Origin of the sequence: Streptomyces sp. NPDC050422 (assembly GCF_044458665.1) — a bacterium.
GTDB lineage: Bacteria > Actinomycetota > Actinomycetes > Streptomycetales > Streptomycetaceae > Streptomyces.
Map to the genome: position 1 here is coordinate 266,666 of NZ_JBITIE010000001.1, position 13,935 is coordinate 280,600.

The 13,935-nt window shown below is 71.8% G+C and carries 12 protein-coding genes; 7 read left to right on the top strand and 5 right to left on the bottom strand.

Annotated elements, in window-relative coordinates; translation table 11 throughout:
• Positions 1 to 177: 177 nt before the first annotated feature.
• The 3 genes from ACIBJG_RS01125 (at position 178) to ACIBJG_RS01135 (ending at position 4,143) form a co-directional block, all read left to right on the top strand.
• Positions 178 to 1,410: an arginine deiminase gene (locus tag ACIBJG_RS01125; RefSeq protein ID WP_399302610.1), complete on the top strand. Its 1,233-nt coding sequence runs from the start codon at positions 178 to 180 to the stop codon at positions 1,408 to 1,410.
• A 114-nt stretch (positions 1,411 to 1,524) separates the two neighbouring features.
• The gene (gene argF / locus ACIBJG_RS01130; protein WP_399302612.1) at positions 1,525 to 2,529 is read left to right on the top strand and encodes an ornithine carbamoyltransferase; all 1,005 of its coding nucleotides are present in this window, start codon (positions 1,525 to 1,527) and stop codon (positions 2,527 to 2,529) included.
• A gap of 186 nt (positions 2,530 to 2,715) precedes the next feature.
• Positions 2,716 to 4,143 carry an amino acid permease gene (locus tag ACIBJG_RS01135; RefSeq protein WP_399302614.1) on the top strand — a complete coding sequence of 476 codons (1,428 nt, stop codon included), beginning with the start codon at positions 2,716 to 2,718 and terminating at the stop codon, positions 4,141 to 4,143.
• 34 nt (positions 4,144 to 4,177) lie between these two features.
• Here the strand turns inward: ACIBJG_RS01135 and ACIBJG_RS01140 are convergent, their stop codons facing one another.
• Positions 4,178 to 4,603 (bottom strand): ATP-binding protein, encoded by a 426-nt coding sequence (locus tag ACIBJG_RS01140; protein WP_399302616.1) that lies wholly within the window; start codon positions 4,601 to 4,603, stop codon positions 4,178 to 4,180.
• A 243-nt stretch (positions 4,604 to 4,846) separates the two neighbouring features.
• On the opposite strand from ACIBJG_RS01140, the gene ACIBJG_RS01145 reads away from it, so the two are divergent.
• Positions 4,847 to 5,674 carry an enoyl-CoA hydratase family protein gene (locus ACIBJG_RS01145; RefSeq protein WP_399302618.1) on the top strand — a complete coding sequence of 276 codons (828 nt, stop codon included), beginning with the start codon at positions 4,847 to 4,849 and terminating at the stop codon, positions 5,672 to 5,674.
• Positions 5,675 to 5,678: 4 nt separating this feature from the next.
• A complete protein-coding gene (locus tag ACIBJG_RS01150) occupies positions 5,679 to 7,979 on the top strand; it encodes a bifunctional salicylyl-CoA 5-hydroxylase/oxidoreductase (RefSeq protein WP_399302620.1) in 2,301 nt (766 codons plus the stop codon).
• 20 nt (positions 7,980 to 7,999) lie between these two features.
• Here ACIBJG_RS01150 and ACIBJG_RS01155 read toward each other — a convergent pair whose 3' ends face one another.
• Positions 8,000 to 8,815 (bottom strand): PaaX family transcriptional regulator C-terminal domain-containing protein, encoded by an 816-nt coding sequence (locus tag ACIBJG_RS01155; RefSeq protein WP_399302622.1) that lies wholly within the window; start codon positions 8,813 to 8,815, stop codon positions 8,000 to 8,002.
• Between the two features lie 4 nt (positions 8,816 to 8,819).
• Positions 8,820 to 10,457, bottom strand: coding sequence for an AMP-binding protein (locus ACIBJG_RS01160; RefSeq protein ID WP_399302624.1), 1,638 nt, complete (start codon positions 10,455 to 10,457; stop codon positions 8,820 to 8,822).
• A gap of 122 nt (positions 10,458 to 10,579) precedes the next feature.
• Here ACIBJG_RS01160 and ACIBJG_RS01165 point away from each other — a divergent pair, with 122 nt between their 5' ends.
• Together ACIBJG_RS01165 and ACIBJG_RS01170 are read left to right on the top strand one after the other, a co-directional pair.
• Positions 10,580 to 11,707: an acyl-CoA dehydrogenase family protein gene (locus tag ACIBJG_RS01165; protein ID WP_399302626.1), complete on the top strand. Its 1,128-nt coding sequence runs from the start codon at positions 10,580 to 10,582 to the stop codon at positions 11,705 to 11,707.
• A complete protein-coding gene (locus ACIBJG_RS01170) occupies positions 11,704 to 12,105 on the top strand; it encodes a RidA family protein (RefSeq protein ID WP_399302628.1) in 402 nt (133 codons plus the stop codon). Before ACIBJG_RS01165 ends, ACIBJG_RS01170 begins: the two co-directional genes overlap by 4 nt.
• 70 nt (positions 12,106 to 12,175) lie before the next feature.
• Here ACIBJG_RS01170 and ACIBJG_RS01175 read toward each other — a convergent pair whose 3' ends face one another.
• Positions 12,176 to 13,309, bottom strand: a complete 1,134-nt coding sequence (locus tag ACIBJG_RS01175; RefSeq protein WP_399302630.1) for an FAD-dependent monooxygenase — start codon at positions 13,307 to 13,309, stop codon at positions 12,176 to 12,178.
• Between the two features lie 51 nt (positions 13,310 to 13,360).
• On the bottom strand, positions 13,361 to 13,930 hold the full coding sequence (locus ACIBJG_RS01180; RefSeq protein ID WP_399302632.1) for a GTP-binding protein: 570 nt from the start codon (positions 13,928 to 13,930) through the stop codon (positions 13,361 to 13,363).
• Between the last annotated feature and the right edge of the window lie 5 nt (positions 13,931 to 13,935).

Below are 13,935 nucleotides of genomic sequence, written 5' to 3' on the forward strand. Positions count from 1 at the left end.
GGGGGGGGGGGGGCCCCGCGGGGGTCGGTGGGGTGCGCGCGCGCTGTGGCGGGCGGGGTGCCCCCGGCCCCCGCCGCCCCCCGCGGCGGCCCGCCCCCCCCCCGCCCCCCCCCCCGCCGGAAGAACAGGCTGGCGATTCGCCGGGTGAACGGCGTCCCGCGCGGTGAGGATGAGGGCATGGGATTCCATGTCGACTCCGAGGCCGGGCGGCTGCGCCGCGTCATCCTGCACCGCCCCGATCTGGAACTGAAACGGCTCACCCCGGACAACCGGGGCGAGCTGCTCTTCGATGACGTGCTCTGGGTCCGCCGGGCCCGCGAGGAGCATGACGGCTTCGCGGAGGTGCTGCGCGACCGCGGGGTGGAGGTGCACCTCTTCGGTGACCTGCTCCGGGAGGCGCTGGAGATTCCCGTCGCCCGACGGCTCGTGCTGGACCGGGTCTTCGAGGAGAAGGAGTACGGACCGCTGGCCACCGAGCACCTGCGGGCCGCCTTCGAGGAACTGTCCACGGCCGACCTCTGCGAGGCGCTGGTCGGCGGGATGACCAAACGGGAGTTCCTGGAGCGGTTCCGCGAACCGACGTCCGTGCGCTTCCACGTCATGGACCTGGACGACTTCCTGCTCGGGCCGCTGCCCAACCACCTCTTCACCCGTGACACCTCGGCCTGGATCTACGACGGTGTCTCGATCAACGCCATGAAGTGGCCCGCCCGGCAGCGCGAGACCGTCCACTTCGAGGCGATCTACCGCCACCACCCGCTCTTCACGGGCCCCGACGCCGGAGCCTTCCACCACTGGTCACAGGGACAGGACGACTACCCCTCCACCATCGAGGGCGGCGACGTCCTCGTCATCGGCCGGGGGGCCGTGCTCATCGGGATGAGCGAACGCACCACCCCGCAGGCGGTGGAGATGCTGGCCCGCGGCCTCTTCGACGCCGGTTCTGCCCGCACGATCGTGGCACTCGACATGCCCAAGAGCCGGGCCTTCATGCACCTCGACACGGTGATGACGATGGTCGACGGCGACACCTTCACCAAGTACGCGGGCCTGGGCATGCTCCGCTCGTACACCATCGAACCCGGGGACGGGCCGCGCGACCTCAAGGTCACCGACCATCCGCCCGAGCACATGCACCGGGCCATCGCCGAGGCGCTGGGCCTGGAGTCGATCCGGGTCCTGACCGCCACCCAGGACGTGCACGCGGCCGCGCGCGAGCAGTGGGACGACGGCTGCAACGTCCTGGCCGTCGAGCCGGGCGTCGTCGTCGCCTACGAGCGCAACGCCACCACCAACACCCACCTGCGCAAGGAGGGCATCGAGGTCATCGAGATCCGCGGCAGCGAACTGGGCCGGGGCCGGGGCGGCCCCCGCTGCATGAGCTGCCCGGTGGTCCGGGATCCGGTGTAGGCGGGATGTGCGGCGCTGGGGGAGGGGCCAGGGGGGTCTGTATAGCGATGCATTGTGTCGTATAGACTTCCAGGGTTACGGTATGCGTCCCCGTCCCACCCAGGAGCAGTCACCATGGCCATAGACCTCGCAGGCCGCCACTTCCTCAAGGAGCTGGACTTCACGGCCGAGGAGTTCCGCGGCCTGATCGCCCTGGCCGCCGAGCTCAAGGCCGCGAAGAAGGCGGGGACCGAGGTCCAGCGGCTGCGCGGCAGGAACATCGCGCTGATCTTCGAGAAGACCTCGACGCGCACCCGCTGCGCGTTCGAGGTGGCCGCCGCCGACCAGGGCGCCTCCACCACCTACCTCGACCCCTCCGGCTCGCAGATGGGGCACAAGGAGTCCGTGAAGGACACCGCCCGCGTCCTCGGCCGGATGTTCGACGGGATCGAGTACCGCGGTGACAGCCAGCAGGCCGTCGAGGAACTGGCGGCCCACGGCGGCGTGCCCGTCTTCAACGGGCTCACGGACGACTGGCACCCCACCCAGATGCTCGCCGACGTCCTCACGATGACCGAGCACAGCGACAAGCCACTGGAACGCATCGCCTTCGCCTACCTCGGCGACGCCCGGTTCAACATGGGCAACTCCTACCTCGTCACCGGCGCCCTGCTGGGCATGGACGTACGGATTGTCGCGCCGAAGGCCTACTGGCCCGCGGACGCCGTCGTCGCCGAGGCCCGCGCGCTCGCCGCGGCGAGCGGGGCGACGGTCACGCTCACCGAGGACATCGCCGAAGGCGTGCGCGGTGCCGACTTCGTCGCCACCGACGTCTGGGTCTCGATGGGCGAGCCCAAGGAGGTCTGGGACGAGCGCATCGCCGCCCTCGCCCCGTACGCCGTGACGATGGACGTCCTGCGGGCCAGCGGCAACGACGGTGTGAAGTTCCTGCACTGCCTCCCCGCCTTCCACGACCTCGGTACCAAGGTGGGCCAGGAGATCCACGCCCGGCACGGCCTCACCGAGCTGGAGGTCAGCGACGAGGTCTTCGAGTCTGCGCACTCCGTCGTCTTCGACGAGGCGGAGAACCGGATGCACACGATCAAGGCGGTCCTGGTGTCGACGATGGCAACGCGCTGACGCGGTCGGGTTCCGCATGATCATGCACCCAATTGGGTGAACATGCACACGGGTGTCTAATATGGTCCCCGTTGGTGGGGTTCGAGCTCGCACGCTCGAACCCCATTTTTCGTGTGCGGCGACCGGCCCCCACTGCCGTCGCCGCACCGTCCCCCCACCTGTACCGCCAGAGATGAGACCACCGCCGTGAGCCCCCTGCGCCTGCCCGGCCCGCCGCACCGCGTCAAGGACCCGCATCAGCTGATCGCCGAGTCCGGCGCCGACCTGGAGGGCCACGGGCTCAAGCGCACCATGGGACTCTTCCAGCTGGTGTGCTTCGGGATCGGCGCCGTCGTCGGCACCGGCATCTTCGTCGGCCTGTCCGACAGTGTCGCCGAGGCCGGCCCCGCCGTCGTGCTGTCCTTCGTCCTCGCGGCCGTCACCTGCATCTTCACGGCGTTCTCGTTCGCCGAGCTGGGCAGCGCGATCCCGGTCTCCGGCAGCTCGTACTCCTTCGCCTACGCCACCCTCGGCGAGCGCACCGCCTTCCTGGTCGGCTGGTGCCTGCTCCTGGAGTACGGCGTCTCGGTCTCCGCCGTGGCGGTGGGCTGGAGCCAGTACGTCAACGAACTGCTCGACAGCCTCTTCGGGTGGCAGTTGCCGGCCGCCCTCTCCGCCGGTCCCGGCGACGGCGGTGCGATCAACCTGCCCGCCGTCATCGTGGTCATGATGGCCGCGACCCTGCTCGTGCGCGGCATTCGGGAGAGCGCCGGGGCCACGGCGGCGATGGCCGTCCTCAAGATCACCATCCTGATCGCGTTCTGCGTCATCGCCTTCACCGCCTTCGAGCACGGCAACCTCACGCCGTTCATGTCACACGGTGCGGGCGGCGTCACCGCGGGCGCGTCGCTGGCGTTCTTCTCGTACATCGGATTCGATGCCATCACCACCACCGGCGAGGAGGTCAAGAACCCGCGGCGCAACATCCCCATCGCGATCATGATCTGCATCGGCCTGGTCACGCTGCTCTACTGCGCCGTCGCCCTCGCCGCGATCGGCGCCCTCGGACCGGACGCCGTCTCCGACAAGCCTGCCGCGCTCTCCCTGATCGTCGACCAGGTCACCGGCTCGACCGTCGGCGGAGGGATCATCGCGTTCGGCGCGGTCGTCGCCATCGCCTCGGTCGTCCTCGCGGTGATGTACGGACAGACCCGCATCCTGATGTCGATGTCGCGCGACGGCCTGGTCCCGCGGGTCTTCGAACGGGTCTCGCCGCGCACCGCGACACCGGTCGCCAACACCTGGATCGTCGCCGTCGTCTTCGCCGTTCCGGCGGCCTTCTCCTCGCTCGACGTGGTGGTGAACCTGACCACCATCGGGACGCTGGCCACGATGGTCGCGGTGAACGTCGCCGTGATCGTGCTGCGCCGCCGCAATCCGGAGGTGCAGGGTTCGTTCCGGGTCCCGCTCTACCCGCTCAGCCCGCTGCTCGGCGTCGCCTTCTGCGTGTATCTGATGTACGGGACCGGCTGGTCGACCTGGGTGCAGTTCGCGGTCTTCCTGGCCGTCGGCGCCGGGGTCTACGCCGGCTACGGGCGCAGCCGTTCGCGGCTGGCGGGCCGGGCCGGCGGCTGAGGGGCCCGACAGGTCGGGGCGCCGGCCGGGCGGGCTACGGCAGGGTGAACCACACCGCCTTGCCGCGCTCCGTCGTGCGGTGACCGCAGGACGAGCTGAGGGTGCGGATCAACAGCAGCCCGCGGCCGTGCTCCTGCCAGGGGTCGGGCATGGAGTCCGGCTCCGGGCGGGAGAGGTCGCCCGGCGGTGAGGGGTCGCCGTCGTGCACCTCCACCTGACAGCCGGTCGGCAGGAGCTCGACGACCAGCTCGACGGGCTCGTCGCCGGGGGTGTGCTCGACGGCGTTGGCGACCAGCTCGGCGGTCAGCAGTTCGGCGGTGTCGCTGTCGGCCGGTGCGTCCGGGTCCGAGTCGATGGATGCCAGCACCGTACGGATCAGCGCGCGGGCGATCGGCACGGCGGCCGCGGAGTGCGGCAGCGCGATACGCCAGGTGGCGTGGGCGGGGGCATCGGACGGCACAGCGGGGCTTCCGTTCGGGAGAGCGTGAACAGTCCTGGGCTCAGGCGCTCCGGAGCTCAAGTCTTCTTGTCTTCAACCTTACGAAGCCCCACGACACGGGCAAGGGCCTGCCGACCGGTACGAAGGGGACGTTCGTCACTCCGTTCTCACACTCCGGTTATCGCGTACTCGTGACGGAAGTCACGTACGGGTGATAGATTCGGGGTCAGGCAGCAGCCCGACGGCTGAAGGGGACCACCCTCGATGAGTCCGTTTCCGAGCTCCGCGTCCCGTACGGAGAACTGGCGCAATCTGCGGGTCACGACGCAGGACGGCGTCGCCACCGTCACCCTCGCCAGGCCCGAGAAGCTCAACGCGCTGACCTTCGGCGCCTACGCGGATCTGCGCGACCTCCTGGCCGAACTGTCGCGGGAGCGTTCCGTGCGGGCTCTGGTGCTGGCCGGTGAGGGACGCGGCTTCTGTTCGGGCGGCGATGTGGACGAGATCATCGGCGCCACCCTCGCGATGGACACCGCCCAGCTGCTGGACTTCAACCGGATGACCGGCCAGGTCGTACGGGCCCTGCGGGAGTGCCCGTTCCCCGTCGTCGCGGCCGTGCACGGGGTCGCCGCCGGAGCGGGGGCCGTCCTCGCGCTGGCCGCCGACTTCCGGGTCGCAGACCCCTCGGCGAAGTTCGCCTTCCTCTTCACCCGCGTCGGGCTCTCCGGCGGTGACATGGGCGCGGCCTATCTGCTGCCCCGGGTCGTCGGTCTCGGCCACGCCACCCGGCTGCTGATGCTGGGCGACCCCGTCCGCGCCCCCGAGGCCGAACGGATCGGGCTGATCAGCGAACTGGCCGAGGAGGGCGGGGCCGATGAGCGGGCCGCGGCCCTCGCCCGGCGCCTCGCGGACGGCCCCGCGCTCGCCCTCGCCCAGACCAAGGCGCTGCTCACCGCCGAACTCGACATGCCGCTCGCCGCCTCCGTGGAGATGGACGCCGCCACCCAGGCGCTCCTGATGCACGGCGAGGACTACGCCGAGTTCCACACCGCCTTCACCGAGAAGCGGCCGCCGAAATGGCAGGGCCGGTGACGCGATGACGCCCTCCGACAGTGAGCCGTCCACGCTCCGCCGGATCGCCGTCGTCGGCGGCGGACCCGGCGGCCTCTACGCGGCGGCACTGCTCAAGCGGCTGGGGCCCGAGCGCGAGATCACCCTCTGGGAGCGCAACGCGCCCGAGGACACCTTCGGTTTCGGCGTCGTCCTCTCCGACGAGACCCTCGGCGGCATCGAACACGCTGACCCCGTCGTCCACGCCGCACTCCAGCGCGAGTTCGTCCGCTGGGACGACATCGACATCGTCCACCGCGGCCACACCCAGACCTCCGGCGGTCACGGCTTCGCCGCGCTCGCCCGCCGCCGGCTCCTGGAGATTCTGCACGAGCGCTGCACCGGCCTCGGGGTGAACCTCCGCTTCCGCGAGGAGGCGCCGCCCGCCGCCGAACTCGCCGCCTCGCACGACCTGGTGATCGCGGCCGACGGCGTCCACAGCCGGACCCGCGAGGCACACGCGGAGAGCTTCGGGCCCCGTCTGACCACGCACCGCTGCCGTTACATCTGGCTCGCCGCCGACTTCGCCCTGGACGCCTTTCGCTTCGAGACCGTCGAGACCGCGTACGGCGTGATGCAACTGCACGCCTACCCCTTTTCCCCCGATGCCTCGACCGTCATCGTGGAGATGCGCGAAGAGGTCTGGCGCGCTGCCGGATTCGACACCTGCGACCCCGCCGAGTCGACCCGGCACTGCGCCAAGATCTTCGCCGACGCCCTCGGCCACCGGCCGCTGCGCTCCAACAACTCCTCCTGGCTCACCTTCCGTACCGTCGTCAACGAGCACTGGTCGCACGGGAACACGGTCCTCATCGGGGACGCCGCCCACACCGCGCACTTCTCCATCGGATCCGGCACCAAACTCGCGGTCGAGGACGCCCTCGCCCTCGCCGCCTGCATCGAGGAACACCCCGGGCTGCCCGCCGCCCTCGCCGCGTACGAGAGCGAGCGCCGGCCCGTCGTCGAGTCGACCCAGCGTGCCGCCGCGGCCAGCCTGCGCTGGTTCGAGGAGCTGGGCACCTACGTCGACCAGCCGCCCCGACAGTTCGCCTTCAACCTCCTCACCCGCAGCCGCCGCGTCACCCACGACAACCTGCGGCTGCGCGACGCCTCGTTCACCGCGGCCGTCGAGGACGAGTTCGGCTGCGCGCCCGGCACTCCGCCGATGTTCACCCCGCTGCGGCTGCGCGGCCTGGAGCTGCGCAACCGTGTCGTCGTCTCGCCCATGGACATGTACTCCGCCACCGACGGCGTCCCGGGCGACTTCCACCTCGTCCACCTCGGGGCGCGGGCGCTCGGAGGCGCCGGGCTGGTCATGACGGAAATGGTGTGCGTGAGCCCCGAGGGCCGCATCACCCCGGGCTGCACCGGCCTCTACACCGAGGAGCAGGCGGCCGCCTGGTCCAGAATCACCGACTTCGTGCACGCCGGATCGCCCGGCACCGTGATCGGGGTCCAGCTCGGCCACTCCGGCCGCAAGGGCTCCACCAAGCTCATGTGGGAGGGCATCGACCAGCCGCTCGACGACAGCAACTGGCCGCTCACCGCCGCCTCCCCGCTTCCGTACACGCCGGGCGTCAACCAGACCCCGCACGCACTGGACCGTTCCGGTCTGGACGCCGTACGCGAGCAGTTCGCCTCCGCCGCCGAACGCGCCGACGCCTGCGGATTCGACCTCCTCGAACTCCACTGCGCCCACGGCTATCTGCTCTCCGGCTTCCTCTCGCCACTCACCAACCACCGCACCGACGCATACGGCGGCACCGTGGCGAACCGGCTCCGCTTCCCGCTGGAGGTCTTCGACGCGGTTCGCGCATGCTGGCCCGACGACCGTCCGATGACCGTCCGGATCTCCGCGACGGACTGGGCCGAGGGCGGGACGACGGGCGAGGACGCGATCGAGATCGCCCGCGCCTTCGTCGCGCACGGCGCCGACGCCATCGACGTCTCCACCGGCCAGGTCGTCCCCTTCGAGCAGCCCGAGTACGGGCGCTCCTACCAGACCCCGTACGCGGACCGGATCCGCAACACCCTGTGCGTGCCCGTCATCGCCGTCGGCGCCATCTCCTCCTGGGACGACGTCAACTCACTGCTGCTCGCGGGCCGCGCCGACCTCTGCGCCCTGGCACGCCCACACCTGTACGACCCGCACTGGACGCTCCACGCGGCAGCCGACCAGGGCTACACCGGACCGGGCGCCCCCTGGCCGCTCCCGTACCGTGCGGGCAGCCGCACCCCGCCGGCCGGCCGCACGGACGCACCGAAACCCAGGCTCACCCTGGGCTGAGCGGCAGGGGGGCGAGGGAGTCACCCGCGTACGAACTCCGCCCCCGCGTCCCGCAGCCGCTCGTGCAGCAGCCCGAACACCTCCGCCGACCTGCCGCCCGGCCACGTCCGCGGAAGCAGCTCCCTCGGCAGCCCCGGGTCCGCGTACGGCACCTGACGCCAGGAATCCAGCGCCATCAGGTAGTCGCGGTACGCCGTCTCCGGAACCGGCGGCTCGTCCGGGCGTGCCTCCCAGGACCGCAGCACCGGCTCGTGGAGCGTCAGGAAGTCGTGGTGCAGCCGGGCCACCGCGTCGAGGTCCCACCAGCGCGCCACCGACTCCCCGGTGGCCGCGAACCCCAGGTGGTCGCCGCGGAACAGTTCCACGTAGGGGGCGAGGCCGAGGCGTTCCAGGGTGTGGCGGGTCTCGTCGTACAGGGCGGCCGGTGCGATCCAGACGCCGGGTGCGGCCGTGCCGAAGCCGAGCCCGGAGAGCCGTGAGCGCAGCAGGTGCCGCTTGTGGCGTTCGGCCTCCGGTACGGAGAACACGGCGAGCACCCAGCCGTCCTCGACGCGTGGGTCGGGATGCCGGTAGATCCGCCGGTCTCCGTCGTCGAGCAGTTGCCGGGCGTCGGCCGAGAGCGCGTACCCGGCTGCCCCGCCCGGCGTCCGGGCCGCGACGAGGAGTCCGCGTCGCTTGAGCCGGGAGACGGAGGAGCGCACGGCGGGCGCCTCGACGCCGACGGCGCCGAGCAGCCGGACGAGTTCCGCCACCGGCATCGGGGCGTCGCCCGGGGTGCGGCCGTACGCACCGTAGAGGGTGACGATCAGCGAGCGGGGGGTGTGCGGTTCGACCATGTGATCATTCTCGGCCCGGTGTGCCGGAGTCCGCACCGGGTTCGTCCCCGCGCAGCCGGAACCGTTGCAGTTTCCCGGTCGCGGTACGGGGGAGTGCGGGCAGGAACGTGATGAGGCGGGGGCATTTGTGCGGGGCCAGTTCGGACCGCATGAAGGCGCGCAGCGCGTCGGCGGTCAGGGCGGAGCCCTCGCGCCGCACCACGTACGCCGCCACGATCCGGCCGCGCAGCTCGTCCTCCCTGCCCACCACCGCGGCCTCCGCCACCTCGGGGTGGCGCAACAGGGCGTCCTCGACCTCGGGGCCCGCGATGTTGTAGCCGGAGGAGATGATCATGTCGTCGGCGCGGGCCACGTACCGGAAGTAGCCGTCCGCGTCGCGCACATAGGTGTCGCCCGTGAGGTTCCAGCCGTGCCGTACGTACTCCCGCTGCCGCTCGTCGGCGAGGTAGCGGCAGCCGACCGGCCCGCGCACGGCGAGCAGTCCCGGCTCGCCGTCCGGCACCGTTTCGCCGTCCGGGTCGACCACGCGCGCCTGCCAGCCGGGGACCGGGACGCCGGTGGTACCGGGGCGGATGGCGTCGTCGGCGGCGGAGACGAAGATGTGCAGCAGCTCGGTGGCGCCGATGCCGTTGATGATCCGCAGCCCGGTCCGCTCGTACCAGGAGTGCCAGGTCGCGACGGGCAGGTTCTCGCCCGCCGAGACGCAACGGCGCAGGGCCGAGAGGTCGTGACCGTCGAGCTGGTCGAGCATCACCCGGTAGGCGGTCGGGGCGGTGAACAGCACCGAGACCCGGTGCGCGGCCAGGGCGGGCAGCAGTTGCTTGGGGCCCGCCTGTTCCAGCAGCAGCGCCGAGGCGCCGGCCCGCAGCGGGAAGACGACCAGGCCGCCGAGCCCGAAGGTGAAACCTAGCGGCGGACTGCCCGCGAAGACGTCGTCGGGCACCGGCCGCAGGACATGCCGGGAGAAGGTGTCGGCGATCGCGAGCACGTCGCGGTGCAGATGCATGCAGCCCTTGGGGCGCCCGGTGGTCCCCGAGGTGAACGCGATCAGCGCCACGTCGTCCGCCGCCGTGTCCACGGCCCGGTACGGGCCCGGCCGGCTCTCGGCCAGCCGCAGCAGGTCCTCGGGTGCGTCACCGCCGTACGCGGTGATCCGCAGCCCCGGGACTTCCGCCTTCACCAGGTCGTCGACCGACCGGACATCGCACAGCGCGTGGCTGATCCGGGCGATCGAGCAGATCGTGGCGAGTTCGGAGGCCCGCTGCTGCGCCAGTACGGTGACGGCGATCGCGCCCGCCTTCAGCACCGCGAGCCAGCAGGCGGCGAGATGCGGCGTGGTGGGGCCGCGCAGCAGCACGCGGTTGCCGGGGACGACGCCCAGGTCCGAGGTGAGGACATGGGCGATCCGGTCGACCAGGTCCTGCAGCTCCCCGTAGCTCAGCACCCCGCCGTCGGGCGTACGGAAGGCCGGCCGGTCGGGTCCGAAGCGCTCGGCCGTACGGTCCAGGAGCTCGACGGCGCAGTTGAGCCGGACCGGATAGTGCAGCTCGGGGAGGTCGAAGACCAGTTCCGGCCACTGGTCGTCGGGTGGCAGATGTTCCCTGGCGAAGCTGTCGATGTGCGCTGAGGTATTCGGTTCCATCAAGGATCGCCCCCTTGTCGCCCTTGGAGCGTATCGTTTGGGTGACGGTAGTCAACGGCCCGCGATAAAGTCCCGGTCCCGGAGGGGACGTCACCGGGACTTTCGACCAGAGAGGCGCCGGTATGACGGCATTCTCGCTCGATCCGGCACAGACCGCCTGGTGCGAGGAACTGCGCACCCTGGCCGATGAGCGGCTGCGTCCGCTCGCCGGGAAGGGCGAGCCGGGGCACGTCAACCGCCCCCTGGTCGCCGCGCTGGGGGAGCTCGGGCTGCTCGACCGGCTGCTCGGCTCCGGCGCGCTCGACCTGTGCCTGCTGCGTGAATCGCTCGCCCGCGGCTGCACGGAGGCCGAGACCGCCCTCGCGCTCCAGGGCCTCGGAACGTACCCCGTCGTGCAGGCGGGCACCCCCGCACAGCGCGAGCGCTGGCTCCCCGAGGTCCGCGCGGGCCGCGCCGTCGCCGCCTTCGCACTCAGCGAACCGGGGGCCGGGTCCGACGCGGCGGCCCTCGCCCTCGATGCCGTACACGCCCCCGACGGCTGGCGGCTCACCGGCGAGAAGTGCTGGATCTCCAACGCCCCCGAGGCGGACTTCTACACCGTCTTCGCCCGGACGACCGAGGGCGCCGGAGCGCGCGGCGTCACCGCGTTCCTGGTCCCCGCCGACCGCCCCGGCCTGACCGGCACCGCGCTGGACATGCTCTCCCCGCACCCGATCGGCGCGCTCCACTTCGACGGAGTCCCGGTCACCCCCGACGACGTGCTCGGCGAACCGGACCGGGGCTTCCGGGTCGCCATGAACACCCTCAACCTCTTCCGGCCCAGCGTCGGCGCCTTCGCCCTCGGCATGGCCCGCGCCGCGCTCGACGCCACCGTGGAGCACACCGCCACCCGCACCGCGTTCGGCGGACCGCTGAGCGACCTGCAGGCCGTCTCCCACCAGGTCGCTGAGATGGCCACCCGCACCGAGGCCGCCCGGCTGCTGGTGTACGCGGCCGCCGCCGCGTACGACGCGGGGGAGCCGGGCGTCCCGCGGCGGGCCGCGATGGCGAAGCTGTACGCCACCGAGACCGCGCAGTACGTCGTGGACACCGCCGTCCAGCTGCACGGCGCCCGCGCCCTGCGCCGCGGCCATCTGCTCGAACACCTCTACCGGGAGGTCCGCGCCCCCCGCATCTACGAGGGCGCCAGCGAGGTCCAGCGCGCCATCATCGCCAAGGAGCTGTACGCGAACCGGGAGCCGTCCGCATGAGCCCGATCCACCGGATCAACCCCGCCGAACTCTCACCGCCCGCGGGCTTCTCGCACGCGGTCACCGCCACCGGCGGCCAACTGGTCTTCCTCGCCGGGCAGACCGCCCTGGACCAGCGGGGCGACATCATCGGGAGCACCCTGCCCGAGCAGTTCGCCACCGCCCTCACCAACCTCCTCACCGCCCTGCGCGCGGCAGGCGGCGCCCCGGCGGACCTCGCCCGGGTCACGGTCTACGCCACCGATGTCGCCGACTACCGGGCCAACGCCGCCGCACTGGGCCGGATCTGGCGCGGGCTGGCGGGCCGCGACTACCCGGCGATGGCCGTCATCGGGGCGGCGCGGCTCTGGGACGAGCAGGCACTGGTCGAGATCGACGGAGTGGCGGTCCTGCCCTGAGAGCGAGAACGCCCCTTCCCGGCCCGGGAATCCGGGCCGGGAAGGGGCGTTCAGGGCGATCGGACCGTGATCAGTACGGCTGCACCAGCACGTGTGCCGCACCCGGGATGCCGACCTTCAGCAGCTCGTCCTCCTCGGGCGTCGTCTCCCCGCCCGTCTCCTGCTTGAGCACGGCGCGCGACAGCGCCTGCACCCACATGGCGCGGGGGCGGCGGCGGGCCTCCCACGCGTCGAGCGCGACCGCGACGTCCGCCTCGGTGTCCAGCGACTCGGCGAGCACCAGCGCGTCCTCCACGGCCATCGCCGCACCCTGCGCGAGATGCGGGGTGCTCGCGTGCGCGGCGTCGCCGGCCAGGACCACCCGGCCGACGTGCCACGGCTCCTCGACGCTCACCTGGGAGATCCGCGAGTACACCACCGCTTCCGGTCCGGTGACCGCGGCGAGCGCCTCGGCGACCGGGCCGGAGAACATCGGCAGCCGCTCCTTGAGCTGCTCGTGCGCCTTCTCCGCGTCGGGGCGGAAGTCCTCGGGCTCGGCGAACACCGCGCCCAGGTACATCAGCTCGTCCGTGATCGGGGTGAGCAGCGCCTTGGCGGCCTGGCCCGCGGAGCCCATGACCACGCCCTTGACCTGCTCCTGACGGGGCACGGTGACCCGCCAGTTGGCGAAGCCGGTGTACTCGGGGGCGTAGCGGTCGCCGTACAGCCGGGTCCGCAGCGGCGAGCCGATGCCGTCGAAGCCGACGACCAGGTCCCAGCGCGCGGCCGAACCGTCGGACAGGGTGACGTCCACGCCCTCGCCGTCGTCGGTGAGCTCGGTGATGGTCGCGCCGAAGCGGATCGTCGCACCGGCCGCCGTGGCCGCGGCGCCGAGTATCCGGGAGAGCGCCGGGCGCGGGATGCCGTTGTTGGACGGGGCGTCGCCCATGCGGGGCTGCGGGATCTCGGCCAGGACGTTGCCGGTGGGGTCGGCGATGGTCAGGACCTCCCACTCGAAGCCCGCCTTGAGGCAGTCGTCGAGGACCCCGATCTCGCGCATGACGTGCAGGGCGTTGGACGGCTGGATGATGCCGACGCCCAGGGCCTCCAGCTCGTCGCGGAGTTCGGCGACCTCGACGGTGTGGCCGCGCCGGGCCAGGGCGGTGGCGAGCGTCAGCCCGCCGATGCCGCCGCCGTGGATCAGGACGCGCAGGGGTGTTGCCATATCGGTTCTCTCCAGTGCGGAAACGGTGCGAAGTGTCGGGGGAGGGGGTGATCAGCCGGCTGTGACGGGCAGGCTCATCAGGTGGTCCACGAGGGCCAGCAGCACGTCACGGCCGAACGGCCGCTCGCGTACGTCGCCGACCAGCAGGGGGACGTGCGGATCGAGGTCGAGAGCGGCTCTGATCTCGTCCAGCGTGCGGCTGTTGTGGCCGTGGAAGCAGTTGATCGCCACGACGAACGGGATGTCCCGGCTCTCGAAGAAGTCGATCGAGGCGAAGCTGGTCTCCAGCCGCCGGGTGTCGGCGATGACGACGCCGCCGAGAGCTCCGTTGACGAGGTCGTTCCACATGAACCAGAAGCGCTCCTGGCCCGGTGTGCCGAACAGGTAGACGACGAGCTCCGGACTGACCGTGATCCGGCCGAAGTCCAGGGCCACGGTGGTCGTGTCCTTCTGTCCGACACCGGCCAGGTCGTCGACGCCGATGCTGGCCTTGGTCAGGAACTCCTCGGTGCGCAGGGGTGCGACCTCGCTGACCGCTCCCACGAGGGTGGTCTTGCCGACGCCGAAGCCGCCGGCGATCAGAATCTTTACGGCGGCGGGGGCCGCCTGACTGGTGGTCATCTTGG